Source organism: Bacillus sp. T17B1 (assembly GCF_026796395.1).
In the GTDB taxonomy this organism is placed as follows: domain Bacteria; phylum Bacillota; class Bacilli; order Bacillales; family Bacillaceae; genus Bacillus; species Bacillus spizizenii_A.
In genome coordinates this window covers 59600-86023 of the sequence record NZ_JALAYA010000008.1, presented here as the reverse complement: position 1 = coordinate 86023, position 26424 = coordinate 59600, and the positions used below count along the sequence as shown (strand labels likewise).

Annotated in this window: 28 protein-coding genes, 1 tRNA gene and 1 pseudogene; 17 read left to right on the top strand and 13 right to left on the bottom strand. The window is 43.8% G+C overall.

Annotated features, from left to right (window positions below; translation table 11 throughout):
• The first annotated feature begins 12 nt into the window (after positions 1-12).
• Positions 13-270 carry an HPr family phosphocarrier protein gene (locus tag MOF34_RS05405; protein ID WP_003219835.1) on the top strand — a complete coding sequence of 86 codons (258 nt, stop codon included), beginning with the start codon at positions 13-15 and terminating at the stop codon, positions 268-270.
• Between the two features lie 8 nt (positions 271-278).
• Positions 279-1034 (top strand): arylamine N-acetyltransferase family protein, encoded by a 756-nt coding sequence (locus MOF34_RS05400; protein ID WP_268398970.1) that lies wholly within the window; start codon positions 279-281, stop codon positions 1032-1034.
• A 35-nt stretch (positions 1035-1069) separates the two neighbouring features.
• Here MOF34_RS05400 and MOF34_RS05395 read toward each other — a convergent pair whose 3' ends face one another.
• Positions 1070-1279, bottom strand: coding sequence for a hypothetical protein (locus MOF34_RS05395; protein WP_268398967.1), 210 nt, complete (start codon positions 1277-1279; stop codon positions 1070-1072).
• 147 nt (positions 1280-1426) lie between these two features.
• Between MOF34_RS05395 and psdR the strand changes: the two genes are divergently transcribed.
• The 4 genes and pseudogenes from psdR (at position 1427) to MOF34_RS05375 (ending at position 5977) form a co-directional block, all read left to right on the top strand.
• Positions 1427-2140, top strand: coding sequence for a two-component system response regulator PsdR (gene psdR / locus MOF34_RS05390; RefSeq protein WP_268398963.1), 714 nt, complete (start codon positions 1427-1429; stop codon positions 2138-2140).
• A pseudogene (locus tag MOF34_RS05385) lies at positions 2134-3203 on the top strand (HAMP domain-containing histidine kinase). Before psdR ends, MOF34_RS05385 begins: the two are co-directional and overlap by 7 nt.
• Positions 3204-3285: 82 nt before the next feature.
• Positions 3286-4068 carry a lantibiotic ABC transporter ATP-binding protein PsdA gene (gene psdA / locus MOF34_RS05380; RefSeq protein ID WP_268398958.1) on the top strand — a complete coding sequence of 261 codons (783 nt, stop codon included), beginning with the start codon at positions 3286-3288 and terminating at the stop codon, positions 4066-4068.
• Positions 4043-5977, top strand: a complete 1935-nt coding sequence (locus tag MOF34_RS05375; protein ID WP_268398956.1) for an FtsX-like permease family protein — start codon at positions 4043-4045, stop codon at positions 5975-5977. Before psdA ends, MOF34_RS05375 begins: the two co-directional genes overlap by 26 nt.
• A 35-nt stretch (positions 5978-6012) precedes the next feature.
• Here MOF34_RS05375 and MOF34_RS05370 read toward each other — a convergent pair whose 3' ends face one another.
• Positions 6013-6990, bottom strand: a complete 978-nt coding sequence (locus MOF34_RS05370; RefSeq protein ID WP_268398954.1) for a 2-hydroxyacid dehydrogenase — start codon at positions 6988-6990, stop codon at positions 6013-6015.
• A gap of 393 nt (positions 6991-7383) precedes the next feature.
• Here MOF34_RS05370 and MOF34_RS05365 point away from each other — a divergent pair, with 393 nt between their 5' ends.
• Both MOF34_RS05365 and MOF34_RS05360 read left to right on the top strand, forming a co-directional pair.
• On the top strand, positions 7384-7977 hold the full coding sequence (locus MOF34_RS05365; RefSeq protein ID WP_268398952.1) for a beta-class carbonic anhydrase: 594 nt from the start codon (positions 7384-7386) through the stop codon (positions 7975-7977).
• An 18-nt stretch (positions 7978-7995) separates the two neighbouring features.
• A complete protein-coding gene (locus tag MOF34_RS05360) occupies positions 7996-9597 on the top strand; it encodes a SulP family inorganic anion transporter (protein WP_019715818.1) in 1602 nt (533 codons plus the stop codon).
• Between the two features lie 26 nt (positions 9598-9623).
• On the opposite strand, the gene MOF34_RS05355 is transcribed toward MOF34_RS05360, so the two are convergent.
• Positions 9624-9944, bottom strand: a complete 321-nt coding sequence (locus MOF34_RS05355; RefSeq protein ID WP_268399176.1) for a MazG-like family protein — start codon at positions 9942-9944, stop codon at positions 9624-9626.
• Positions 9945-10061: 117 nt separating this feature from the next.
• On the opposite strand from MOF34_RS05355, the gene MOF34_RS05350 reads away from it, so the two are divergent.
• On the top strand, positions 10062-10637 hold the full coding sequence (locus MOF34_RS05350; protein WP_268398951.1) for a TIGR00730 family Rossman fold protein: 576 nt from the start codon (positions 10062-10064) through the stop codon (positions 10635-10637).
• 34 nt (positions 10638-10671) lie between these two features.
• Here MOF34_RS05350 and clpP read toward each other — a convergent pair whose 3' ends face one another.
• Positions 10672-11268: an ATP-dependent Clp endopeptidase proteolytic subunit ClpP gene (gene clpP, locus MOF34_RS05345; RefSeq protein ID WP_003219849.1), complete on the bottom strand. Its 597-nt coding sequence runs from the start codon at positions 11266-11268 to the stop codon at positions 10672-10674.
• A gap of 270 nt (positions 11269-11538) precedes the next feature.
• Between clpP and MOF34_RS05340 the strand changes: the two genes are divergently transcribed.
• Together MOF34_RS05340 and MOF34_RS05335 are read left to right on the top strand one after the other, a co-directional pair.
• A tRNA-Arg gene (locus MOF34_RS05340) sits at positions 11539-11614 on the top strand.
• A gap of 151 nt (positions 11615-11765) precedes the next feature.
• On the top strand, positions 11766-12278 hold the full coding sequence (locus tag MOF34_RS05335) for a DUF3231 family protein (RefSeq protein WP_268398949.1): 513 nt from the start codon (positions 11766-11768) through the stop codon (positions 12276-12278).
• A gap of 41 nt (positions 12279-12319) precedes the next feature.
• On the opposite strand, the gene MOF34_RS05330 is transcribed toward MOF34_RS05335, so the two are convergent.
• The 6 genes from MOF34_RS05330 to sacB all read right to left on the bottom strand — a co-directional run bounded on the left by MOF34_RS05330 (position 12320) and on the right by sacB (position 18446).
• The gene (locus MOF34_RS05330) at positions 12320-12634 is read right to left on the bottom strand and encodes a DMT family transporter (RefSeq protein WP_019715814.1); all 315 of its coding nucleotides are present in this window, start codon (positions 12632-12634) and stop codon (positions 12320-12322) included.
• On the bottom strand, positions 12634-12969 hold the full coding sequence (locus tag MOF34_RS05325) for a DMT family transporter (protein ID WP_019715813.1): 336 nt from the start codon (positions 12967-12969) through the stop codon (positions 12634-12636). Before MOF34_RS05325 ends, MOF34_RS05330 begins: the two co-directional genes overlap by 1 nt.
• Before the next feature lie 81 nt (positions 12970-13050).
• Positions 13051-13635 carry a TetR family transcriptional regulator gene (locus MOF34_RS05320; protein WP_019715812.1) on the bottom strand — a complete coding sequence of 195 codons (585 nt, stop codon included), beginning with the start codon at positions 13633-13635 and terminating at the stop codon, positions 13051-13053.
• Between the two features lie 94 nt (positions 13636-13729).
• Positions 13730-15292 (bottom strand): aspartate/proton symporter AspP, encoded by a 1563-nt coding sequence (gene aspP / locus MOF34_RS05315; RefSeq protein ID WP_268398944.1) that lies wholly within the window; start codon positions 15290-15292, stop codon positions 13730-13732.
• Positions 15293-15397: 105 nt separating this feature from the next.
• Complete coding sequence (locus tag MOF34_RS05310) at positions 15398-16948, bottom strand: glycoside hydrolase family 32 protein (RefSeq protein WP_268398940.1); 1551 nt, start codon at positions 16946-16948, stop codon at positions 15398-15400.
• A gap of 76 nt (positions 16949-17024) precedes the next feature.
• A complete protein-coding gene (sacB, locus tag MOF34_RS05305; RefSeq protein ID WP_268398937.1) occupies positions 17025-18446 on the bottom strand; it encodes a levansucrase in 1422 nt (473 codons plus the stop codon).
• A gap of 732 nt (positions 18447-19178) precedes the next feature.
• Here sacB and MOF34_RS05300 point away from each other — a divergent pair.
• From MOF34_RS05300 to padC, 4 genes are all read left to right on the top strand, one after another.
• Positions 19179-20534 carry a serine hydrolase gene (locus tag MOF34_RS05300; protein ID WP_019715808.1) on the top strand — a complete coding sequence of 452 codons (1356 nt, stop codon included), beginning with the start codon at positions 19179-19181 and terminating at the stop codon, positions 20532-20534.
• A gap of 15 nt (positions 20535-20549) precedes the next feature.
• A complete protein-coding gene (locus MOF34_RS05295; protein WP_268398933.1) occupies positions 20550-21233 on the top strand; it encodes an amino acid racemase in 684 nt (227 codons plus the stop codon).
• A gap of 130 nt (positions 21234-21363) precedes the next feature.
• Positions 21364-21819, top strand: a complete 456-nt coding sequence (locus MOF34_RS05290) for a DUF3237 domain-containing protein (protein ID WP_268398931.1) — start codon at positions 21364-21366, stop codon at positions 21817-21819.
• A 21-nt stretch (positions 21820-21840) separates the two neighbouring features.
• The gene (padC, locus tag MOF34_RS05285; protein ID WP_268398927.1) at positions 21841-22329 is read left to right on the top strand and encodes a phenolic acid decarboxylase; all 489 of its coding nucleotides are present in this window, start codon (positions 21841-21843) and stop codon (positions 22327-22329) included.
• Between the two features lie 26 nt (positions 22330-22355).
• On the opposite strand, the gene MOF34_RS05280 is transcribed toward padC, so the two are convergent.
• From MOF34_RS05280 to slrR, 3 genes are all read right to left on the bottom strand, one after another.
• Positions 22356-22547, bottom strand: coding sequence for a hypothetical protein (locus MOF34_RS05280; RefSeq protein WP_019715804.1), 192 nt, complete (start codon positions 22545-22547; stop codon positions 22356-22358).
• Positions 22548-22549: 2 nt separating this feature from the next.
• Positions 22550-24019: a carboxylesterase/lipase family protein gene (locus MOF34_RS05275; protein ID WP_268398923.1), complete on the bottom strand. Its 1470-nt coding sequence runs from the start codon at positions 24017-24019 to the stop codon at positions 22550-22552.
• A 74-nt stretch (positions 24020-24093) separates the two neighbouring features.
• Positions 24094-24552, bottom strand: coding sequence for an HTH-type transcriptional regulator SlrR (gene slrR / locus MOF34_RS05270; RefSeq protein WP_019715802.1), 459 nt, complete (start codon positions 24550-24552; stop codon positions 24094-24096).
• Between the two features lie 245 nt (positions 24553-24797).
• Between slrR and MOF34_RS05265 the strand changes: the two genes are divergently transcribed.
• Both MOF34_RS05265 and epsB read left to right on the top strand, forming a co-directional pair.
• The gene (locus tag MOF34_RS05265; protein ID WP_268398919.1) at positions 24798-25502 is read left to right on the top strand and encodes a YveK family protein; all 705 of its coding nucleotides are present in this window, start codon (positions 24798-24800) and stop codon (positions 25500-25502) included.
• A gap of 5 nt (positions 25503-25507) precedes the next feature.
• Complete coding sequence (gene epsB / locus MOF34_RS05260; protein ID WP_019715800.1) at positions 25508-26191, top strand: protein tyrosine kinase EpsB; 684 nt, start codon at positions 25508-25510, stop codon at positions 26189-26191.
• Positions 26192-26424: the final 233 nt, after the last annotated feature.

Sequence of the window (26424 nt, the reverse complement as noted above, 5' to 3'; positions counted from 1 at the left end):
AGGGGAGATCTTATGGTTCAACAGAAAGTGGAAGTTCGATTAAAGACAGGACTGCAGGCGCGTCCTGCTGCTTTGTTTGTACAAGAGGCAAACCGGTTTACGTCAGATGTGTTTCTTGAGAAGGATGGGAAAAAAGTAAATGCAAAAAGCATCATGGGGCTGATGAGTCTTGCGGTAAGCACAGGCACTGAGGTTACCTTGATTGCCCAGGGAGAAGACGAACAAGAGGCGCTGGAAAAGTTGGCTGCTTATGTTCAAGAAGAAGTTTAGGTGATAAGATGAGTGATTTTTTAAAAGACTGCTTTCAGAAAATCGGCTGGGAGAAAGACCATGTCAGCTTCGGTGATCTCCCCCTTTTTCTCAAAGCAATGGCATACCGTTTTCCATTTGAAAACCGTGCCGTGCTCGCAAAAGAGAGTTATAAGGTAACAAAAGAAAATTTATGGCGCCGCCTGGTCAAAGAACAGCACGGCGGCCTGTGCTACGATTTAAATGGTCTCCTTTATTTTGTCCTGATTGAGGCCGGGTTTCATGTGAAGCTCGTTCGGGGAACGGTTTATGCAGGAAAAGAAGAAGAGTGGGCTTTAGACGGAACGCATGCTGCTGTAATGCTGTCTGCGGAAAAAGGTGATTACATCGTTGATATCGGCTTCGGCATCAATCTGGCGCTCCAGCCAATACCGCTTTCCGGAGAAACGGTACAATCACCTGTCGGGTCATTCCGAATCAAAGAAGAAGAGACAGAAAAGGGCAGCCACGTTCTGTTGATGGACAAAGGAGAAGGCTGGCAAATCGGTTACGCCTTTACCCTTGAAGAAAGCGATGCCGGTGATTTAGATGACATGAAGGACATGATTCACTCTCATGAAAAATCTCCTTTTAACAAATCACTGCTCGCCTCAAAGCTGACGCCGAACGGACGGATGGTTATGTCAGACCGCCATTTCACGATTCATGAAAACGGCGGAGAAGGGCAAAAAAGTGACATCGGTCCAACAGAGTTTGAAAAGAAATTAAATACTCATTTTTTGTAACGTGAAAAGCTTGCAGCATGTCTGCAAGCTTTTTCTTATGAACAAGTATTGATTACTACATCAAATGCATCATCTGGAACATACAGTTTTCCCTTTTTATATTGATAAGGGGTTTGATGCTCTTTAAAGCACTCTTTTGTGTATTCAGTTAGTGAATCCCCTATTTCTATGTATTTCCCGGTATAGTTGGGCTGACATGCTGAAAGAATTGACGTTATTGCGAGAAGCAGCATGATTTTCTTCATCACGACACCTGCCTATTATGAAATTTTTACCTTTATCATTCTATCATAACGAAAAGAAAAAGACCGATTTACTATTCCGCACATGCTATAATAATTTTGGAATCTTCTAGAAAAAATCATCATGATGTACATATAAGGGGGATAAGCGTGTATCGGATTTTGCTTGTGGAAGATGATGAGCGGATTGCTTCTTTGCTGGGCGGCCATCTTCAAAAATACGGATATGAAGTGAAAATGGCTGAACAGCTCCATGATATTAAATTGGAATTTGCGGAAATGAAGCCGGATCTGGTGCTGCTTGATATCAACCTGCCTTTTTTTGACGGGTTTTATTGGTGCAGGCAAATCCGTACTATTTCTAATGCGCCGATTATCTTTATATCGGCACGGACCGATGAGCTGAATCAGGTGATGGCGATTGAAAATGGCGGTGATGATTATATCACCAAGCCGTTCCATTTAGAGGTAGTGATGGCCAAAATCAAAAGCGTCCTGCGCCGCACATATGGTGAATATTCGCCCTCTTTATCGCAGGAATCTAGAATAGTGGAGGTTGGCGGGTTGACGATTTATCCTGACCAGAATGAGGCCGAGTGGAACAGCACCCGCATCTTGTTTTCACAAAAAGTATTTCAGCTCTTATCTATTTTCGTGAAAAAGCATAAAAAAATCGTTTCCCGTGATGAATTATTGGAGGCGTTATGGGATGACGTCGATTTTGTCGATGATAATACGCTAACGGTCAATGTCAATCGCCTGCGGAAAAAACTGGAGAATGCCGGACTAAAAGATTGCATTTCAACGATAAGAGGACAAGGCTATCAATTTCAAGTCAATCGGAAGGATGAACCAGAGTGTTAAAGACTTATCTCATCGACCGCTTTGCAATTATTCTATTTTCATTATTAGGGATAGGAGCCGCAACGCTGATTGCGTATTTAAGCATCATAGAGAGCGGCGCAAAACCTCCCGCAGAAAATATGATGTACATATGGATTTTGCCCGATGCTCTTTTAGCTGCCGGTTTTGCTGCTGATTACGTTCGGCAATCTTCCTTTCTGACTTATATCAAAAAACTTGCGGAACAAGCGCCTTTTTCGAATGACATTGGCCAATCTTTGAAAGCCCGAAAGCCAAGAACACGAGAGCAGGTGCTTTGGACGAAAATGGTCAACATGCTCGAGCAGCAATACGAAGGCAGGCTCTTACAATATATCAATCAGCAAAAACAGCATTATATCTTCACCAATCAATGGGTCCACCATATGAAAACACCGGTATCTGTCATTTCCTTAATGATTCAAGAAGGAAAAAACGGAACTTCTTCTTCTTTTCCAACGTTTTTAGAGGAGCTGGAGGATGAAAATGAGAGGTTTCGCCATGGTCTTGATATGATGCTGCAAACGGCCCGGCTGGAGGAATTTGCGTTTGATGTAAGACCGCAAACCTTTGATTTAACCGAGCTTGTCCGTTCACTTATCAATCAGGAAAAACGGCAGTTTATCAAACGGCGTATTTTCCCAACACTACATGTGCCGCCAAACGCCGTTCAGGTTTCAAGTGATCAAAAATGGCTTTCCTTTGTTGTCGAGCAAATCCTTTTCAATGCCTTAAAATATTCAAAGCAAGGTGAGGGAGACCATATTACCATTCGAATTGTAGCAGAGGGACATGAAACGTGCTTGTCGATTGCTGATGAAGGCATGGGCATACCGCCGCAGGATCTGCCGCGGATTTTTGATGCGTTTTTTACCGGGGAAACGGGCGAAGCATGACAGAGGCAACGGGAATGGGTCTTTATTTAGCAAAACAGGTGTGCACCCGGCTGGGCCATCAGCTGTATGCGGAATCAAAAGAAGGGGCTGGCACTGTGATGACCATCGTGTTTTCAAGTGACACCCTAGTGAATGTGACAGCTTTGTAAGGTTGGAGAGCGGAATTGCAAGAAAGTTCGATGGGAGGCTGCAGACTTCCTTTTTATAATAAAGAAAAAGGAGGAGCAGAACATGATTGTGCTACAAACAACAAACCTGTCGAAAACGTACTATTCAAATAAAGGAACGTTATCATATCAAGCGCTCAGCGACTTTGACCTTAGTGTGGCGAAAGGAGAATTTGTCGGAATTATGGGCCCGTCGGGAAGCGGAAAAACCACGCTCCTGAATTTGCTGGCTACCATTGATATGCCGACGCAGGGTGAGATGATGATCAACGGCATCCAGCCGAAAACGTTAAAGGATCAAGAGCTGGCTCTTTTTCGCAGAAGAGAACTCGGCTTCGTCTTTCAGGATTTTAATTTGCTTGATACGCTGACGATTCGGGAAAATATTCTGCTGCCGCTCGCACTGGATAAGGTAAAGCTGAGAGAAATGGAAGCCCGTCTGGATGAATTGGCCGATGCATTGCAAATCAAGCATATTCTTGACCACCGGACATACGAGGTGTCGGGCGGGCAGCAGCAGCGCGCAGCTTGTGCCAGAGCCATTATTCACAATCCGGCGCTCATTCTTGCCGATGAACCGACGGGAAACCTTGATTCAAAATCGGCTAAGCAAGTGATGAACACGCTGGCTCAGCTGAATGAAGAAAAGGACGCGACGATTCTATTGGTCACACATGATGCGACAGCGGCAAGCTTCTGTAAACGGATTGTGTTTATTAAAGACGGACGTTTCTTTTCAGAGATTCACAGAGGGTCAAACCAGCAGGTGTTTTATCAAAGTATATTAGATACCTTGAGTGTGTTGGGAGGCGATTTTCATCATGAATTTGAGAACCATCGCCCGTAAAAACATTCTTGGGAATCTGCAACGTTATGTCGCCTACTTTTTAAGCTGTGTGTTTGCCGTTTCGGTGTTTTTTGTCTTCATATCTTTTATTTTTCATCCGGATGTACATGAAGATAATGTATATGGAGGAAGGCTTGTTAAAACGTGCTTGAGCGCAGCCCTTGTCGTCATCATTGTCTGTTGTATATTTTTTATTTCCTATTCGAATTCGGCATTTTTGCAGGCGAGAAAGAAAGAGTTTGGGCTGCTGACGCTATTCGGAACATCAAAGCAGCAGCTCCGCAAGATGATTTATTATGAGCAGTCACTCATTTCTCTAGCGGCGATTGCTGCCGGCATTGGTGCAGGCCTGTTATTTTCAAAACTGTTTTTTATGATCATGACTTGGATGCTCAGCCTGAAGGTGCCGATCTCATTTGTCATTGTGCCGAAAGCGTTTGTGATGACAGCTGCGGGCTTTCTCATCCTGTTTCAGACGCTGCTCGTTATATCGCTGGCACGGATTCGCAAGCTGGAAATCATTGAGCTGATTAAAGCAGCCCAAAAGCCGAAAAGTTTGCCGGCCTATTCAAAATGGCTCACTGTGCTGTCTTTACTGTGTCTGGCTGGCGGTTATTATCTGTCTGCCACAGCGAATGCGGTTGATATGGTATTTCGTGTCTTTCCGATTTTGATTTTAGTGTTAATCGGGACGTATTTCTTTTTTACACAAAGCAGTGTGGCGTTTTTCCGCATGCTGTACAGAAAGAAACACAGCTTTTATAAAGGCACGAATATCATTGTCCGTTCCAACATGATATTCAGGCTGAAGGATCACGCACGCATGCTGTTTTTAACCTCTGTCATTACAGCAGTCATTTTAACCGCTACAGGTGTTATCTATATGTTTTATGCTGATTTAGAAAAACAGGAGGAGCAAAGCATTCCTCAATCTGTTTCCTGGGTAGAAAAAGACGCTTCCAGCTTTCAGGTTATGAAACCTGAGACGGCTGAGAATACATTGAAAAAAGCTGATGCTGACATCAAGTATAAGGTAAATGCCACAGGAATTCCTGTCACTTTTCAATCAGACTCGCCGTATGGGAACAGAAAAGAGATAGCCTTGCTGATTTCAGAGAAAACCTATAATCAAGTCGCAAAGGAAAAAGGTTTTCCTGTTATTCATTTACAGGAGAATGAAGCGTTTATTAATGTTCCGTTTCAAATGATGGTAAAAGATACATTTGGCGAAGGGGAAAAAGCGGCATTTCATATGAAGTCAGGACAAACACTGTTCTATATCATGAAAAAGCAGCAAAACAAAGGGATATTGATGTCAGTCGAAGGAGTCAGCAGTTTATTGGTCGTCAGCAAAAAAAGCTTTGACAGCCTCACTCAGGAAGTGCCGCTGAAGGATCAGATGAGAGTTGTAGGATATGAGCTTGAGCATTGGCAGGAGACGGTAGATGTCTCTGAAAAGTTTGGAAATATGGTGCCGAAGGAACATATATCTGATTTTCAAACGCGTGCTCCTAGCTATCAAATTGTGAAGCAGGGAGTCGCATTAATGCTGTTTATCGGTCTGTTTGTCAGCGTGCTGTTTTTTGTCGTTCAAGGAAGCATGCTGTACTTGCGGATGTTTACTGAAATAGAAGATACGAGAGTGCAAGTTTTAGCATTAAAGAGAATGGGGATTACGGACAAAGAGATTCATTCCATCCTTGGTAGACAAATTGGATTTTTGTTCTTCATCCCATTTATCGCGGGCACAATTCACGCCGGCTTTGCGTATGCGGCGTTAAGCAACATGCTGAATTCTAACTTATTTCTTGAGGCCGTGATTGTCATCTTCATTTATTTTGTGTTCCAGGCTGTTTATTATATCGTCACTCGCCATATGTATAATCGTGCTGTTCTCCAGCATATGTAATAAGAAATCCGGTCTGGATCAGACCGGATTTTTATTTATTGAAATTCTCTTGTAAGATTTTTCGGTGTTTGTCCTTGAATGGCTGCCATCATGTTTTCGGCAGCCTGTTTACACATATTAAAGCGCACTTTCGCTGTTGCTGAGCCGATATGCGGCAGTAAAGTAACATTTTCGAGCTGCAAGAGCGGATTGTTTTTTGCGATAGGTTCTTCATTGTACACGTCCAAGCCGGCACCACGAATCCATCCTTCTTGAAGGGCATGGATGAGGGCCTTTTCATCAACTGTCTTTCCCCGGGAAATATTGACGAAAATTGCTGAATCCTTCATCTTTTTAAATTCGCGTTCTCCTATCATGTGATACGTTTCATCAGTCAGCGGCGTAATGAGCAGAATAAAATCAGATTGTTCGAGCAATGTATCAAGCTCAGCATACTTGACGCCGATGCTTTCTTCCGTTTCTTGTTTCCGATGACGGTTATGATAAAGCACTTCCATATCGAAGCCGAATTTGGCGCGTCTCGCTGCTTGTTCGCCGATTCTGCCCATGCCGATAATGCCTAACGTCTGATGATGAACGTCAACGCCGAAAAGCGCTTCTTCTTCAACTGTTCCCCATTTTCCTGCTCTGACGAAACGGTCCAGTTCAGCAACACGTCTGGCGGAAGATAGAATCAGAGAAAAGGCCAGATCCGCGACCGTGTCATCCAGTGTATAAGGTGTATGAGTGCCGACGATACCTCTTTCTCTCATGGCTTCTATATCGAAGTTGTCATAGCCTACAGATTGGTTGCTGACCACTTTGAGCTTAGGCGCGTGTTCCAGCAATTCACGATTGATTGACGGTCCGGACGTTCCTGAAGTTAAAAGCCCTTCTGCCTCTTTTAATTTCTCAAATAGTACGTCATTCGGAAGCGTGTCCTCCTGCCATATTTCATAACGGCAATGTTCACCGATGAATGATTCAATCTCTTGAGGAATCGGTTTTGTGATAAATACAAATGGTTTCAACAAGGCTCCCCCTTTATGGCTGTTGTCTATATTATTATATCGGAAATAAATAGATGTTAAAAATATAGCTGCGTTCAATTAAATTTCTGGTTCTTTTGAACTTAAAATGGATATTGAAATTGGTTGAACAGCTAAATCTGCTTTAAAAAGTTTTTTAATTATCTGAATTCGCCTATATTTTATGTCAGACAAATCATTGATATACGAGTTAAAGCCAGGTTATAGGATTCAATAAATATAAATTTTATTATCTTTGAAAGATATAAATTTTTAAGTTTTTATTCTACAGTCCAATTATAGTGTCTTTTTTTGAAAGCCTTTTCGCGGTGGCTTCCTATGCTATAATTCCTTATTGTAAGCTGGGCAAGAAGGCTTGCAAAATCATATGGATGGGAGATGAATCAAATGGTTTCTTTAACATCAATTTTGGACCACAATCAGCGGTTTGTCAGAGAGAGGAAGTATGAACCGTACAAAACGACAAAATTTCCTTCAAAAAAGCTCGTCATTGTCACCTGTATGGATACACGGCTCACCGAACTTCTTCCGCAAGCAATGGGACTGAAAAACGGCGATGCTAAAATTGTAAAAAACGCGGGAGCCATCGTTTCTCACCCATTTGGAAGCGTGACGCGCAGCATACTGGTCGCGATTTATGAATTGCAGGCTGAAGAGGTATGTATTGTCGGCCACCATGAATGCGGGATGTCTGGACTGAATGCGCCCTCGATTCTCGAGAAAGCAAAGGAACGCGGAGTGGAAGAAAGCTGCTTGAATTTGCTGACGAGCGCCGGACTTGATTTGAAAACATGGCTGACCGGTTTTCACAGCGTAGAAGAAAGCGTTTCCCACAGTGTGAATTTGATCAAGAACCATCCGTTGCTGCCGAAAAACGTTCCGGTTCACGGACTTGTCATTCACCCTGAAACAGGAAAACTTGATGTGATCATTAACGGTTATGAAACTGAGCTCATAAACACTCAATTATAAAGGAGGTTATAGCAAAATATGCGGTTCTCAGGGAGATTCAAGGAATATAATTTGCAGAAATTTCAGAAAGACTTGATTGCAGGTATCGTAGTAGGTGTTGTGGCAATTCCTTTAGGGATGGCGTTTGCCATTGCCTCGGGAGTTCAGCCTGAATACGGGCTGTACACTGTTGTTGTGGCGGGGATTTGTATTTCTTTGTTTGGGGGCTCCAAATATCAAATCGGCGGTCCGACAGGCGCCTTTGTCCCAATTCTATTTGGCATTGTAATGCAGTACGGCTTGGAGAACCTCCTGATTGCAGGGTTTATGGCAGGGGTGATGCTGGTGCTGTTCGGGCTATTTAAGCTCGGAAAAATAATGAAATTCGTTCCGAAACCTGTTATCGTCGGTTTTACAGCCGGAATTGCCGTGCTGATCTTTACTGAGCAAATTGCTAATTTTCTCGGTTTAAGAAATGTTGAAAAACATGAGAACTTTCATCACAACATGTTTGAAATCGCACAGAAGCTCGGCACATTTAACGTGTATGCCATTTTGACAGCAGTGATCGGGCTTGTCATTTTGCTTGTATCCGCCAGAGTGATGCCTAAAATACCGGGCGCTTTATTGGCGCTTCTGATTTCCACACTGGTCGCGGTTGTGTTTTTCCCTGACCGTATGGCAACGATCGGATCAACTTATGGAGAAATACCTCGCCATTTGCCGGAATTTCAGTTCCCTGAGCTCACATTGGATAAAATGGTTATGTTGTTTCCGGCAGCGCTTGTCATCGCGCTTCTTGGCGGCCTAGAGTCCATTTTGTCCGCAATGGTCGCTGATAACATGAAGGGCTCAAAGCATGACAGCAATAAGGAACTTGTCGGCCAGGGGATTGCGAATATGGCTGCGCCGCTGTTTGGCGGAATTCCGGCTACGGGAGCAATCGCGAGGACGGCGACCAATATTAAGAACGGAGCGGTTTCTCCTGTTTCCGGTGTCGTTCACGGTGTAGTCGTTCTTCTTGTCTTGCTCGTATTTGCGCCTTATGCATCCCATGTGCCGCTTGCCAGTATGGCCCCGATTCTCATGGTTGTCGCATGGAATATGAGTGAGCGTAAGGAAGTCGCAAACATGCTGAGACTGAAAAATGCCGATTCCTTTATTTTGGCGGCGACCTTTGCGCTAACGGTTCTGTTTGACTTAATCGTCGGTGTGGCAACAGGCTTGCTGCTCGCATTTGTGTTCTTTATCAGAAGAATGAGCGAAGCGACCCGCATCCACACTCAGGAATCGCATCCTGTTTTGGAGAAGACGGCAAAGAGAGAAGACCCATCCGTGAGTATGTATTCCATAGAAGGGCCACTGTTTTTCGGATCAATTGATTCGCTTGAATCTTCACTGCTGGAGCATGTACAGAAAAAGCCGAAGACCCTTATTCTGCTCATGAATAAGGTGCACTACATGGATACGTCGGCTGAAGCAGTGCTCGGGAACATTATGAACCGGATTAAACGCCACAACGGAAAGCTGATGATTGTAGGACTGCAATCGCAGCCGAAGGAGCTGCTGCATAAAACAGGCCTTTTTCACAAAATAGGGAAGCAGCATTTCTTTGATCACCATGATGAAATCACAGGTTAGAAAAAGCGGCCATTGCGGCCGCTTTTTTATGCATGCTCAAAACGTTTGGTCAGTTTATCTTGATGGGCTTTCATCACGTCTTCTAAAGAGACTCCGTACATATCAGCAAGAATAGCGATATTTCCGATGACATCTCCCATTTCTTCAATCAATTCTTGTTTTTGCTCAGCTCGTGTCGATTCTTTCTCATCAGGCCGGTCTCTGCCGATTTCATACGCCCTGACAGCCCGGGCCAGTTCTCCGGCTTCCTCCATTAAAAAGCCGACCCGAATAAACGGCCCGTATTCTGTCCAGCCTCTTTTTTCGTAAAACTCTTTCATCCATTTTTCTGCATCAGCCAGCTGCACCATCATCACTCCTGCATTCTTTATGTATTTCATATTGATATTATCACATGAAGGTGGGACAATATATAGTGTGTTTTTGAATGTTTGATACGATATATAGATGCGGAGATGACAAAGATGAAAACCATTTGTGTATTTGCGGGCTCAAACCCGGGGGGAAACGAAGCGTATAAACGAAAAGCGGCAGAGCTTGGCGCGTATATGGCTGAGCAGGGAATTGGCCTTGTCTATGGGGGTTCCCGCGTAGGCTTGATGGGCGCGATTGCTGACGCGATTATGGAAAACGGCGGAACTGCAATCGGGGTCATGCCGAGCGGTTTGTTCAGCGGGGAGGTTGTCCATCAGAACCTGACTGAGCTGATTGAAGTAAACGGGATGCATGAACGAAAAGCCAAAATGAGCGAGCTTGCGGACGGCTTTATCTCCATGCCGGGCGGCTTCGGTACATATGAAGAATTATTTGAAGTGCTTTGTTGGGCGCAGATCGGCATTCACCAAAAGCCAATCGGTCTGTACAATGTCAACGGATATTTTGAACCAATGATGAAAATGGTCAAATACAGCATTCAAGAAGGATTTTCTAACGACTCTCATCTAAAACTGATCCACAGCTCGTCGCGGCCGGATGAGTTAATTGAACAAATGCAGAACTACTCTTATCCGATTTTAGAGAAAAAGTGGACAGAAATCTAAAAAAGAGCCTTCTTCAGGGAAGGCTCTTCTCGTATTACTTTTGCTCTTCTGTGTTGCGAGTCAGAATTTTGTCAATCAGGCCGTATTCAAGCGCTTCTTCAGCAGACTTAAAGTTATCACGGTCTGTGTCCCGTTCGATTACTTCAAGCGGCTGGCCAGTACGTTCAGCAAGCACTTTGTTTAATTTGTCGCGAAGCAAGAGAATACGTTTCGCGGCAATTTCAATTTCTGTCGCTTGACCTTGAGCTCCGCCAAGAGGCTGGTGAATCATAACTTCACTGTTTGGAAGCGCATAGCGTTTGCCTTTTTCTCCGGCAGCAAGCAAGAATGCGCCCATTGATGCAGCCATACCGATACAAATGGTAGATACCTTCGGCTTGATAAACTGCATGGTGTCATAGATCGCCATACCGGCTGTGATAGAGCCGCCCGGGCTGTTGATGTAAATAGAAATATCTTTTTCAGGGTCTTCCGCTTCTAAGAATAAAAGCTGTGACACGATGGAGTTCGCAACGTTGTCATCAATCGCAGATCCAAGCATGATGATACGATCCTTTAATAGACGAGAATAAATGTCATACGCTCTTTCCCCGCGGTTCGTTTGTTCAATGACTGTAGGTATTAAATTCATAATGCTCCTCCTTCACCTTTTAGGTAAGTATGTAGTTACATGATACATTTTTGGTCAATAAAGGTCAAACAAAAAGCTGGCTTGACAAGCAAACTCTTCTCTTTTCCCCATTTTCCCCAAAAATAAAGGGGTTCAAACCAATGTATGTCAGATTGCCAAATAAGATGATATGTCTGATCTGAAAAGCGCCCTCTTGAAATAGAGGGTTGTTATTTCGATGGAATTATCGTATAATTAGTTGTGCTGACGTTCTCATAACGCAGTCTATATGCGCTCGTAGCTCAGTTGGATAGAGCGGTGGTTTCCGGTACCACGTCTGTCGGGGGTTCGAATCCCTCCGAGCGCGTCCAATAGAACAACAGGAAAGACAAGGGTTTGGCATTTTGCCGCTCTTGTCTTTTTTGTTTTGTTTGAAAAATCTTTCTCAACGGAACATAAATTTTCCTCCACTCGGGCACGTTAAAATGTGTGATATTGAATTTGCGAGGAGGATGAATATGGGTATTTTAAGCGGAAATCCGCAGGATGAACCGATGCATTACGGTGAGGTATACAGCTTGTGGAGTTATGTGATGGCGGGCAATAAAATGGTCGGCAATTACCAGATGTTATTGCATCATGTCGGTGATGACGACTTGAAGAAGCTGCTTCGTGAATCCATTGAGAAGTGCCAAGATGAAGTGAAACAGATCAGTGCGATCCTGAAAGAAAACGGGGTGGCGCTCCCTCCGGCTTCTCCTGAACCGCCGGCTGCAGATCTTAAAGATATTCCGCCGGGTGCGCGGTTTCTTGATCCGGATGTCGCGGCCTCTGCTGCAGCGCAAAATGCTGCGGGCCTTGTGACATGCAGCAAAATTATGGGACAGTCAATTCGTGAGGATATTGCCATGATGTTTGGGCAATTCCATGTATCGAAAGCCGCAACCGGCGCAAAATACTTAAGATTGCTAAAAAACAAAGGCTGGCTCATCCCGCCGCCGCTTCATCTACAACAACATCAAGACGATTAATGGCAAGGGCATATACAGCTGTATATGCCCTTTTCTTATGTTTAAGCCGTAAGACGCAGGCCGATGACGCCGGTGAAGATTAGGCAAAGAGAAATCACCTGTGAAAGCTGAAAACGCTCCTTAAACCAGAAGAACCCGACCGCCGAAACACCAATACTGCCAATGCCGGTCCAAACGGCATAAGCGACTCCGGCAGGCAGAATCCGCATCGCTAGTGATAGGCAGTAAAAGGATAAGCCAAATCCAACAGTCATCACAATGATCGGCCATTTTTTTCTTGTTCCGTCTATATATTTCATTGCAACGGCAGCTATAATTTCTTCTATGCCGGCAATCACTAATAAAAACCAAGCCATTATTTTTCACCTCCTGGCTGTGAATTGCTTTCTTTTGTAAAGAGCTTCATTCCTAAAATACCGGCTAGCAGCAGCATCAAGAAGAAGATTTGCGCTGCTGAGAAGGGTTCGCCTAAGAATATCCCGGTCATATAGGTTCCGACCGTCCCAATACCGACAAATACGGTATACGCCGCGGCCATAGGGATTTTTCGATAAGAGCGGATTAATAGGATAAAGCTTATCGCTATTAATAAAAAAACGACGGTCCAATCCAATAGCGAATCGGCATGTTTGAGGGAAGAGGCCCAAACAACTTCCAAAAGCCCTGCAATTAAAACAAGCACCCAATTCAAATGAAACACCTCTTTCGTTTATGAATGAACGTCAGTCATTTTTTAGCCATTAAAAAATGAGTGGTGTTACCCAGTCATTTTTTAAGCGGTATCTAAGCTTCTTTTTAAGAAAGTAAAGATTTCTTTTTTATACACTCCGACATTTTCATCTTGTTCGAACCCGATATAGAATCGTTCTGCAGTGTTCTCGACCAAGTTAATAATCGTTCTCGCTGTCCACTTCGCATTGATTCCTTTCGTTACCTCAAGGTTTTCAATGGCCTTATTGATGATTTTTTCAAGCCAAGAATAATAAGGCTGATAGATCGTCTCCCATTTTTCCATGGAGTGGTCGATCGCAAGCCCAGAGTAACAGAGGACGATGATATCCTTATGGCGTTCTGTAATGAGAAATGTCTCATCAATTAATATATCTAAAACGGTCCAAAAATCCTCGTCTCCATTCAGTCTTCCTTTGATTTTGTCCAGCGTATGTGTGAGAAGATTTTCTGCAATTGCCGGAATGAGGGCATTTTTAGATGAGAAATACAAGTAGAACGTTCCTTGGGCGGTGCCGGCCTTTTTGACAATATCAGAAATAGAGGCCTTGTCGAGACCTTTTTCAGAAATAACTTCAATGGCAGCCTGAAGAATTTTTTCATATTTGTCCGATGTTTGTTTTGGCATGAGGAGCACCTCCTTTAATGACTGACTATCATTCATTTTATAGCGGGTATGGATGTTTGTAAAGAATAAAGAAGCAAGAAAAATTCTTGCTTCTTTATTTATCATAATCAATAGCGGCTTTCGGGAGCCCGGTATGCTTCGCCCAGTAGTAAATAGCAAGTGAGCCGATGGCGACCAGAATGAGGTCGACGGGATTGCTGATGATGCCTAAACCGTGTCCGAAAGAACCGATGTAGGAAAAGATCAGCATCATGATATAAAACCCGACAAGCCACCACGCTGATTTCAGCTGCTGGGCAAAGCTGACTTCGTCTTGAGGCGCATATTTTCTAAAGCAGAGATAGATGAAAAACATCACGAGCTGTGAACCGAGCAGCCAGGAAACGGTTTTCCATCCTGACCAGTAGACAATAAACGCCGTGAAGATAAAGGAAAGCGGCCCGATAATGCTCATTCCTTTTAAATAAAACGGCCTGTTTAAGTCCTTCGCATTCACCCTCAGCGCTGCCGAACAAATAGGTGCAATCGCATAAGAAAGGATGAGTGCGACAGAACACACGTTGACAAGCGCGTTCCACGAAGGGAAGGGGAGCGTCCAGAAAATCGACATGGCAAACGAAAGCCAGAGTGAAGCACGGGGTGTTCCCGTTTCTTTATTCACTTTTGAGAATATGCTAAATAATGTGCCGTTACGCGCCCAGGCGTAAACGAGGCGAGACGTCGTGTTCATGAAAATATTCCCGTTTCCTCCGGGAGACAGGATGGCGTCTAAAATAACAAGCGTTGCAAGCCAGCCTAAACCGAGCATGACTGCAATGTCTTTAAACGGCAATGAGAACTCCCGCCCGATTGCCGGCCAGCCATTTTTAAGCGTTTCTGTCGGGATTGCGCCAATAAAGGTGACCTGCAAAACAGTGTAAATGATGGTTGAAACGATGATGCAAATGATTAAAGCGATTGGGATGTTGCGTTTTGGATTGCGCACTTCTCCTGCAACAGCGACAATCGGGTGCAGGCCGAGATATGCAAACATTACGCCACCAGTCGAAATTGCAGCCTGAATACCTGTAAAACCAAACGGCGCAAATCCCTCAACAGATAAATTCTGCGATTTAAAATGAAAGATCAGCACGATAATGATGGTAATCGGTACAATATATTTAAAAATCGATATAATGAAATTTGCCTTAGCGAAGGTTTTGACACTCCAATAATTCAGCAAGAAAAACAAGCATAGCAAGGCAAACTGCAAAATCCAGCCTGCAATGGTCGGCGAATCAGATCCTTTTATGGTCAGGCCGGGAAACCAATAGGCCACATACTGACGCACGGCCGTCACTTCAATTGAAATCAGGCTTGTGTAAGCGACAATCGTGACAAATGATATTAAGTAGCCGACAAGGTGGCCATGTGAATAAACGGGGTATCGAATGATGCCTCCGGTACGGGGCAGAGCGGCTCCAAGCTCCGCGTACACGAGCCCGATTAACAGAATGATGGCTCCGCCGATGATCCAGGAAAAAGCGCCCGAGGGTCCTGCTTTTGAAGCGACATTACTGACAGCGAACAGCCATGCTGATCCAAAAATGGCACCCATCCCAATCAAAATCAGATCAAACAGCGACATTGATTTTTGAAAATTTCCTTGTTTAGACATCCGCTTCCTCCTTAGAAACCAGCCTTATATTTTACAATGCCCAATATGTAACAGAGAATACCGCTCTAATAAAAAAACAGGTGCAGCAATGGCTGCACCTGTTTTTTATTCATGAACCGTATCAAAATGTTTCACCGTTATATTTTTGAATGAGGCTGTGCCGCCTTCAGAATAAAGAGTAATGCCTTTATCTTCAGGCTTTGGGAACACTTCATTTGAAAAAACGGTTTTCCCGTCATCGACAAATACTTCAATCGTTGTACTATCAACGAGAATTTTCAAATGCGCCTTCTGTTTGCTTACATCGTAAGGAGCCTGGCTTTCAACATAAGTATTGCTTTTGTCAGGCTGATTTGTGGCCGCTCTGTTGACATATGCATAACCGCCTTCTGCAAAAATGCCGACATCAATATGGCGTTTTTGGTCTTCTGACTCTCTCAGTTTGACGCCTGCATTCTTCAGCTCTGACCAAGAAAGATCCATATCAAGCTGGTACGTATCACCTGTGATCGACAGTGTTTTTGATCCGTTCACATGTTGATCCTCTACTTTGTCAGTTGAAACGGTCAGCTGCTCCAAAGCTTCGGTTGGCTGTGAGACGAGGCTGTATGTGCCATCTTGCTCTTGCAGCCGGAGTTCGCGTATGACAGAATCTGTGCCGTTAAAACCGTTTTCCATTGTCGGTGTGTTGTTGGCATAATCCCAATTATTCATCCAAGCAAGCGCATAACGCTTTTCTAATGGATCTGTGCTTTTACCGTCTTCGAACGTCACGCCGCCGTACCAGTCAAAGCCGTAGTCAAGCCATTGCGGTACGGTTTGATCCGCTGTAAATTCTTTTCCGTCGAAGCTTCCGGTCCAGTAGGCGTACGTATTTGGTTTGCCCCATGGTTTACCGTTCGCGCTGACGCCGAGAACCCACTTAGTCGTTCCATCGCTTGCCCGCATCATGTAGAGGTCAGGGCATTCCACAATTCCCGCCTGCTCTGCGAAGAATCCCCTTGTGTAACGCCAGTCCTTTAGATTATCGGATTCGTAAAAGCCGATTTTTGTTCCTTCAGCCATGACCATTACCCATTTGTTGTCCTGGTCATCCCATATGACTTTCGGGTCTCTGAAATCGTCTGTGCCCGGATTGGGCATAATAGGGTTATCACTGTAGGGCTTGAATGATTTTCCTTTGTCTGTGCTGTACCACAAATGTTGCTCCTGCTTTTTGTCTATGGCTGAAGGCTGTGTCACAATCGCGACAAGCACGTTTTTCCCGAATCCGGCTGTGTTTTCTTTATCAATCACGACAGAACCGGTCCAAATGTCGCCGGCTGGGTTTGTGTATTTCGGAATGGCCACGCCTTCATCAGTCCAATGCACCAAATCCTCTGATACGGCATGGCGCCATTCTGTGCCGTTACCTTTTGGGTAATCACGGTTATACAGATAGAAATAATGGTATTGTCCATCTAAATAAATCGGTTTTTGGGGATCGTTTTTCCATTTATCCGGCGTCGTAAAGTGATATGCCGCCCGATAGTCAGTCTTATGATTTGATTTTGTTTTTTTGACAGGTTCTTCGTTTGGCAATAAATCGATAAACAGCAGTATTCCTGCGAAGGTGAGGAATACGGTTAGCCATTTGCCTGTTTTTTTATAGTTCATATGGGATTCACCTTTATGATGTTGATCAGAAATAAAAGAAAATGCCAATTGGATATCGGCATTTTCTTTTTCGTTGTTATTTGTTGACTGTTAATTGTCCTTGTTCAAGGATGCTGTCTTTTACAACAGACGTTTTCTTGCCTTTGATGTTTAACAGGAAGCTTGGCGCAAACGTTGATTGTTTGTCTGCATAGAAGCCTCTGTTTGTCATGTAGCTTGTAATCACGACATTGTTTCCTTCAGCTTGAGGCACAGCAAAGTGTGAATAAGTAAAGGTCACATCGTTAGGATCAAGATCCATTTTTAACACAAGGCCTGTTTTGTTCAGCGGCTTGTATGGGCCAGTTAAGGAATCAGAAACATAACCAAGCATGTAAATGTCATTAGATGTGATGCCGTCGATTGTCATTTTTGAACCGCGAGAGTCAGTGAACAGGTACCATTTTCCATTCATTTTAAATACATTCGGGCGTTCAATTTCATCTGTAACTGTGTTAGATGCAATCAGCGGTTTCATCACTTTTTTCATTGTGTAGTCATCATTTAACTCAATGATGCCGAGTGCGCCGTTTGCTAATTCTGCCGTGCGTTTTTTATCGCTTTGCAGAAGTTTTTGACTTTCTTGACGGAAGAATGATGTGCTTTTTCCATAGTACGCTTTGTTAAATAAAGATTCTTCGCCTTGGTAGCCATTTTCAGTTCCAGTGTTTGCTTCAAATACTAAGTATTTGCGGCCGTTATCTTCAACGTAGTGAGGATCTCTCAGTGTGTGGTTATCACCGGAGCTGTAGTTGCCTTCATCAATGAACTGCTGTACATGCTGATACGTTTTGCCGTCACCGTCAAAGATTGATTTATGATCCTCTACACCATCAATGTTCAGAGAGTTTTCAGACGTTGATACATTAACCTGTGCAGTTGTCAGTGTTTGTTTACCGTAATGTTTGCCGGAGAAATCAGTGTAGAACAAACGAATTTTTCCATCAGATGTAAATGTGGCTGAACCAGACCATTCTTGTGTTTGGTCTTTCAGGATTGGATCATTTGCATCGAATTTGTCACTGTCTTTAAAGACGCGGCCAGCGTTTTTCCAGCTGTCAATAGAAGTTTCGCCGACTTTTTGATAGAACATGTAAATTGATGTATCATCCGCATTTTTAGGGTCTCCGGCTAATGCAAAGACGATGTGGTAGCCGTGATAATTTGCGACTGTGCCGTCAGCGTTTTGTAATGGCCAGCTGTCCCAAACGTCCAGGCCTTTTGCAGAAGAGATATTTTTAATTGTGGATGGATCGAATTCAGGCACCTGATATTTTTCGTTTTTTTGCTGTTCTGGGATTTGCAGCATATCATGGCGTGTAATATGGGTAATGCCGTACGTTTCATTAGACGGCTTTTGGTTCGTTTCTTTCGCAAACGCTTGGGTTGCGCCTCCTGCCAGCAGTGCAGTAGTAAAGGTTAATACGGTTGCTTGTTTTGCAAACTTTTTGATGTTCATCGTTCATGTCTCCTTTTTTATGTACTGTGTGAGCGGTCTGCTTCTTCCAGCCCTCCTGTTTGAAGATAGCAAGTCAGTTACGCACAATAAAAAAAGACCTAAAATATGTAAGGGGTGACGCCAAAGAATACACTTTGCCCTTTACACATTTTAGGTCTTGCCTGCTTTATCAGTAACAAACCTGCGTGATTTACTTTTCGACATCATTCTATTAGACTCTCGATTGGATTGCAACTGGTCTATTTTCCTCTTTTGTTTGATAGAAATTCATAAAAGGATGTAAAGATTACGGGTCTAAAGAACTAACATGCTTGCCTATTTCTTTTCATTCTCTGTATTTTTTATAACGCCTGATGTATGGGCATAAAGTTACCTATTTCATCATGATTTAAAAAATGATCATTTAGATATGATTCACAATATCTCATTTCATTAAACGTTAGTGAATGGCTGTATGACATGCAGTAAGAATGTTGATCGATATAAAGGATGAGGTCTTTTTTATTCATATCATATATTTACTTATAAGAGCTGAAGCCTTGGTGTACCATGGCTTGAAAGTAAAGCAGTTTCTCTGACTTTGTAAAAAAGATTATTTAATTCATGCCGTTCGAAGCGCTCTATAATAAAGTTGATTTTTTCCTGTGTTTAGGATGACTAGATTTTTTTAGTATTCAATATAATTGAAACGTTTATCGTTTAGTAACGTACAGAGAAAAGGGAGGTGGAGGAATGAAGCAGAAGAAAAGGAAGCATCTTAAGACGTTATTTGAGACTTTAGGCGAAAACTATCATTTCAACGGGACGATTCTGGCTGCGGAGGATGGCGAAATCTTATATCAACACTCTTCCGGTTATGCAGAATGGACGGAAAAGCGTCCCTTGCAGACCAACTCTTTGTTTGAGTTAGCGTCTCTGTCAAAGCCTTTTACAGCTTTGGGAATCATATTGCTTGAGGAGAAAGGGATTCTTGGATATGTAGACAAAGTGGAGCGGTGGCTGCCGGGTTTTCCGTATCAGGGCATAACGATACGGCATTTATTGAACCATACGTCAGGACTTCCTGATTATATGGGCTGGTTTGTTAGCAATTGGGATCAAAACAAGATTGCGCAGAATCAGGATATTGTCGATATGCTGATGAATGAGGGGCTGCCTGTTTATTTTGAACCGAATGAAGGCTGGCTGTACAGCAATACGGGTTATGTGCTGCTGGCGGTTATTATTGAAAAAGCATCTGGCATGAGCTATGCGGATTTTATGAAGACCAGTATTTTTTCACCGGTCGGCATGTATGAAACGAGAGTGTATAACAGGCGGCTTCGGCCTGAGCGGATTGATCACTATGCATATGGATATGTGTATGATGTACATTCCGAAACGTACGTCCTTCCTGATGATCTGGAGGAAACAAGCTATGTCGTTTACCTCGATGGCATACAGGGAGACGGAACGGTGAACTCTGTCACAAGCGATTTGTTTCAATTTGATCAGGCTTTATATCAGGACGATTTCATCAGTAATGCTTCTAAGGAAGCCGCGTTTTCGCCTGTACGCCTGAACAATGGGGGAACGTTTGATTACGGCTTTGGCTGGGTGCTGCAAAACAGTCCTGAAAAAGGACGGATTGTCAGCCATAGCGGAGGGTGGCCCGGCTATTCGACGACAATGATCCGATATATCGATCATCGTAAAACGCTGATTTATTTGAGTAATAAGGAAGAGGAGTCTGAATATGAACAAGCGATTCTGAAGGCTGCGGAACATATTCTATTTGGCCAGCCATATGAGATCCCAGAGCGCCCTGCTGATAAAAAGAAAAAAGCAATAGATCCGACGATATACAGCCGCTATGCTGGCAGCTACTCGTTTAAGGATGGGACGGCTGCACGGGTGACAGCCGAGAATGAACGTCTTTATTTGGAGATCACTGGGCAGCTGAGACTGGAATTATTTCCTTCCTCGGAAACCCGTTTCTTCCTGCGATCATTGTCTGTTGAAGTCGAATTTATGTTAGGGGAGAATGCTGCGAAAAGCTTTATCCTCTATGAGGATGGTTCAGAAGAAGAAGCGGTCCGCACGAATTAGAAAGGAATGAAAGGTATGATCGGAATATTAGCCGGGATGGGGCCGAAATCGACCTCGCCGTTTATCGATAAGGTGATTGATTACTGTCAGAAGCTGTATGGGGCTTCAAACGATGCTGACTATCCGCACATGATGATTTATTCATGCCCGACACCCTTCTATGCAGATCGTCCCATTGACCATGATGAGATGAAAAGAGCGATTATCGCCGGGGCGGTAAAGCTCGAGAAAACAGGCGTTGATTTCATTGCTCTGCCTTGTAATACGGCACATGTGTACTATGAAGAGATTCAGCAGGCATTGTCGGTTCCTTTGTTGCATATCATTGAGGAAACGATAAAGGAGATTCCGCATCCTGCAAAAAAAGCGGCGGTTTTGGGAACAGATTCAACCATCCAATCTGCCATCTATCAAAAAGGGCTGAAGGCAAACGGACAAGAAATTGTTCATAAGGATCATTGGCAGCAGGCTGTAAATCAGCTTATCGCCGCAATTAAACACCCGAATCATATACAGCATACACAAGTATTGTGGCAGAAGTTATATGAAGAAATCAGTCAGCATGCAGACATCATTATTTCAGCCTGCACGGATTTAAATGTGGTGTTAGACCATATTCAAAGTGAGATTCCGATTATTGATTCCTCTGACTGTCTTGCAAAAAGCACTGTCAGCACATATCTTGCCTATCAAAGCTAGTTTCAGACAAGGACTGTCTTCAAACAGTCCTTGTTTTTTTGCTCCTATTGTTTGACAGCTGTTTGCAATGGTGTTAAAGTAAACATGTAAATAGTTACATGATTTTTTTCTTGAAGGTGAGGTGGTGCTCATGAAGAAGCCGGTTTTAAAACCATTCGCCTCTTTAGAAATCAAGGTTGATCCGCCTATTACCATTGGTAAGACAGGCTTGGGACTGAGACGATTCATTCCGATTCGTTCGGGAACAATAACCGGGGAAATAAAGGGGCGTATTTTGCCGGGCGGCGCTGATTCACAAATCATTCGCGCTGACGGCAGAACAGATTTATCTGCCAGGTATGTGATTGAAACAGCAGATCATGAACTGATTTACATTGAAAACAATGGAATACGGCAAGTCAGCGATCTGTTTCGAAAACAAGCTGCGGCCGGGGAAATCATTAATCCGGAGCATGTTTATTTCCGTACGGTGCCGACATTTGAAACAGGCAGTGAAGTCTATCAATGGCTGCATGACCGCTTGTTTATCGGTTCCGCAGAAAGAACCCCTGATTACGTTCGACTAGACATTTATCAAGTACAGTAAAGACTAAGGAGAGTGTGAAAGATGGAAAACTTTATCGGAAGCCACATGATTTATACTTATGAAAATGGATGGGAATACGAGATCTATATTAAAAACGACCATACAATCGATTATAGAATTCATAGCGGAATGGTTGCCGGACGCTGGGTTCGGGATCAGGAAGTGAATATAGTCAAACTGACTGAAGGCGTATATAAAGTGTCTTGGACAGAGCCGACAGGCACAGATGTTTCATTAAACTTTATGCCGAATGAAAAACGCATGCACGGTATTATTTTCTTCCCGAAATGGGTGCATGAACATCCTGAAATTACGGTTTGCTACCAAAATGACCACATTGATCTGATGAAAGAATCCCGCGAAAAATATGAAACATATCCAAAATACGTTGTACCTGAATTTGCAGATATTACCTTTCTGAAAAATGAGGGAGTCGACAATGAAGAAGTGATTTCAAAAGCTCCTTATGAAGGAATGACAGATGATATTCGCGCAGGAAAATTATCATAAACAACATAAAAACCCGGAAAAGAGAATCACTTCTCTTTCCCGGGTTTTCTTTTTGCTGAATATGCGGGAACCATCGTAATTCCCGCGAAAAACAGTATGATGCCAGTCCAGCGCATCAGCTGGTAATAGGCTGTGTCCCGTAAACATAACACGGCCGACAAAATAATGATACAAGCTGCCACGACGATGACAGCACCAATGTATCCTATTTTCCCCATGTTTATTCTCCTTGTGAAGGGAATAGTTTCTGCCTTTTTTCAGATTCAGGATCGTTTTCGATCGTAATCTCTGAATCTAAAATCAGCGTCTGTCTTGTTTCTTCATGATACGCCGGCCATTTTACATCTTCGGTGCTTGGGTTTCCTGTTTTGGCGAATGTGATCCATGCTGATTGTATGGTGTGAGAAAGCTGTTTCACCTCATCCGTAACCTCTGCTTTTGCCATTCGTTCTAACCCGTCCAGATGTCCGAAAACAAAAGGAAGCTCTAATGCGTGAAACGCTTTATTGTACGGCGGCTTATCAGAGTGCCAGTCGAAGCGGTACATCCATACAGGCGCGTAATGAGACTGAGCGGAGGCATAGGCGACGGCCGGGCGCCAAAATAATAAATCAGTCATCATATGAATTTGGCTTTCCAGCGAGCGCGGATAAAGATCGGCGGCTTTCTTTGCCAGTGGCTGCCCTAATAAATACTCAAGCGCGGCATTAAACGTTTCTTGAGGATGAACGTCTGAGTCCGGGGTGAAAAATAAATATCCTTCATCTCGGTTTGTTCCGATTAACAGGGGGATGCCGGCAGCGGCACCTTCTGCGATTGCTTGTTCTGGTTCAGCAGGCAACGTTTTCGGATCAAGGGCTGGCTGGAAGAACAACTGAAAGATATTTTCATTTTCTGCTTTCCGAAGCTGATCGGCCGCTTTAAGCAAATCTTCCGCAGATACAGTGTGCAATCTGTCCAATTGGCTCTCGTTTATCCCAAGGACCTTTAAAAAGGCTGCGGCGGTGCTAGCCGCTTTTTCTTTTGTCATTGTTCTAGAAGCGCCGCTTTCCATGATTGCTTTCTGGAACAGGCCTTTTGCCGCAGGCATTGCGAGCAGCGCGGCAATGCTCATGCCGCCTGCGGATTCTCCAAATACCGTTACGTTATCCGGATCACCGCCAAATGCAGAGATATTGTCTCGCACCCATTTCAGTGCGGCGGCTTGGTCCAGCAATCCGAGGTTATCGGAATACGCTTCATCAAACGAAGACAAATGTAAAAATCCAAACGGACCCAGGCGGTAGTTCAGTGTAACAACAATAACTTCTCCCTGTGCTGCAAGTCTTGATCCATCATATAATGGCTCACTTCCTGCACCGAGATAAAAAGCGCCGCCGTGAATCCACACCATGACAGGCAGGTTTTGACTTGGAGTATCAGGCGCAAATACATTGAGATACAGGCAATCCTCAGACTGGCGGGGCAGCTCATTATACGAAAGTGACACCAAATCAGACGGCTGCGGGCAAATCGGGCCGTACGCTGTTGCGTCCAGTTCGTTCTCCCACGCTTCCGGAGGTTCCGGTGCTTTAAAACGCATTGATCTGACAGGCGGGTTGGCATAGGGGATGCCTTTCCATTTATGTACGCCATGTTCTATTATGCCTCTTACTTTGCCGTATTGAGTTGTTATTGTTTTATGAGTCATTGCACTCTCTCCCTTTTTCCCCCATTATAAACAGATTTGTCCTGCAAATGCGAACATCAGCCCTTAGCCGATTTTCATCTTTCCGCTGTTTTGAAAAAGGATTTGACTTCCTGAACGGTTAAACCGATTTCTCTTGCTTCCGCCATCAGCGCTTTCCATTCTTCTACATTAGATTCTGTCAGTTTACGGTTACGGTAGAAAGCGGTTTCAGGCTGCTCTTTCTTCAGTATGTTCGTAAAAGTGAACAACTCTTCCTTTTCCATTCCGGCTTGGACGGCTTGCACAAGATGCACGCGCCATTCTTCTTCACCGCCGCTGATCTTTTCATACATCATTGTTTCTGCGTCGAATAATTCTGTTAATTCTACTTCTAGTGTGGCGGAAATTTTCTTTAAAAATTGAACGGACGGATTTGTATGAACGCCTCTTTCAATCTTGCTTAAATAGGATTTAGATACACCTGACTCGACAGCCACTTGATTAATAGAATAGCCTTTTCTTTTACGGTACAAACGGATAATTCTTCCAATCATGATATGAAATTCTCCTCTATTCCTGTCGTTATTTCGTTCATTATAAGAAATTATTTGTTCTTTATAAAATTTAAAATAATAAGGGAAGTGCAGTAAATTAGAGGAAAATCATGATTTTGTTCTCTAAAGAGAACCTATTGGCTTATTTTGCAATTTTTAAATAATAAAGTTTTCTTTTATAATCCAATCATTAACAGAAAGGGGCGCAGGAAGCCAGCCGCGGGAAGGCTGAAGGCTTTGAATACATGAATGAGAATATGAGTTTTAAAGAACTATATGCGATTGTCAGACACAGATTCGTGCTGATTCTGCTCCTCACTATCGGCGTCACCCTTATTACGGGCTTTGTGCAATTTAAGGTCATTTCACCGACCTATCAAGCATCGACGCAAGTGCTGGTTCATGAATCAGACGGTGAAGAAAACTCGAATCTCAGTGACATCCAGCGAAATCTTCAGTACAGCAGCACGTTCCAATCGATTATGAAAAGCACTGTCTTGATGGAAGAGGTCAAGGCGGAATTGCATCTTTCTGAATCGGCTTCCTCGCTGAAAGGAAAAGTAATTACCAGCAGTGAAAATGAATCAGAAATTATCACCGTTGCCGTCCAGGATCACGATCCGGCGAAAGCGGCTGAGATTGCGAACACATTAGTGCACAAGTTTGAAAAAGAAGTAGATGAAAGAATGAATGTACAAGGCGTGCATATTTTATCAGAGGCGAAGGCTTCTGAAAGCCCAATGATCAAGCCGGCCAGGCTGCGAAATATGGTTATGGCTTTTGCCGCTGCTGTCATGGGGGGCATTACACTGGCATTTTTTCTACATTTTCTCGATGATACGTGCAAAAGCGCACGGCAGCTCAGTGAGAGAACCGGATTGCCATGCTTAGGCTCCGTTCCTGATGTCCAAAAAGGGCGGAAACACGGGATAAAACATTTCGGGGAGTGAAGCGAGTGGTCTTTAGAAAGAAGAAAGCAAGGCGAGGTTTGGCTCAAATATCTGTTTTACACAATAAATCAATTGTGGCGGAACAATATCGCACCATTCGGACGAATATTGAGTTTTCATCCGTCCAGACCAACTTGCGGTCTATCCTCGTCACTTCCTCTGTGCCTGGTGAAGGTAAATCGTTCAGTGCAGCAAATCTTGCGGCTGTCTTTGCGCAGCAGCAGGAAAAGAAAGTGCTGCTGGTGGATGCTGATTTAAGAAAGCCGACCATCAATCAGACGTTTCAGGTTGAGAATGTAACCGGGCTGACAAATGTGCTGGTCGGGAATGCTTCACTCAGAGAGACGGTGCAAAAGACGCCGATCAATAACTTGTATGTGTTGACAAGCGGACCGACCCCGCCGAATCCGGCTGAACTGCTGTCTTCAAAAGCGATGGGAGATTTAATATCTGACATCTATGAACAATTCAGCCTCGTCATCTTTGATTCTCCTCCGCTTTTGGCTGTTGCGGATGCTCAAATTCTAGCAAATCAGACAGATGGCAGCGTGCTCGTTGTTAGAAGCGGAAAAACAAAAACCGATACCATCTTGAAAGCAAAGGATGCACTGGAACAATCCAATGCGAAGCTGTTAGGCGCTCTTTTAAACAAAAAGAAATTGAAAAAATCGGAACACTATTCCTACTAAGTAGATAGTAAAGGTGATGTCTCCTGACCTGTATCAATGGAGGCACTCGGCTCTGCTGTGGGCAGTTGAAGTTGCTGCCTTAGATGCTGGTCGTCGGTGGCGGGGCGTGAGGACGGGTTAAATGCCCACTTATCTGATATATACATAGGATGTATTGTCGGTTTAGCTGCTGCCGATGTTTTGGTGGACGAAAACCGCCGCAGCTAAACCGATAAAAGAATTAGGGGGGAAAA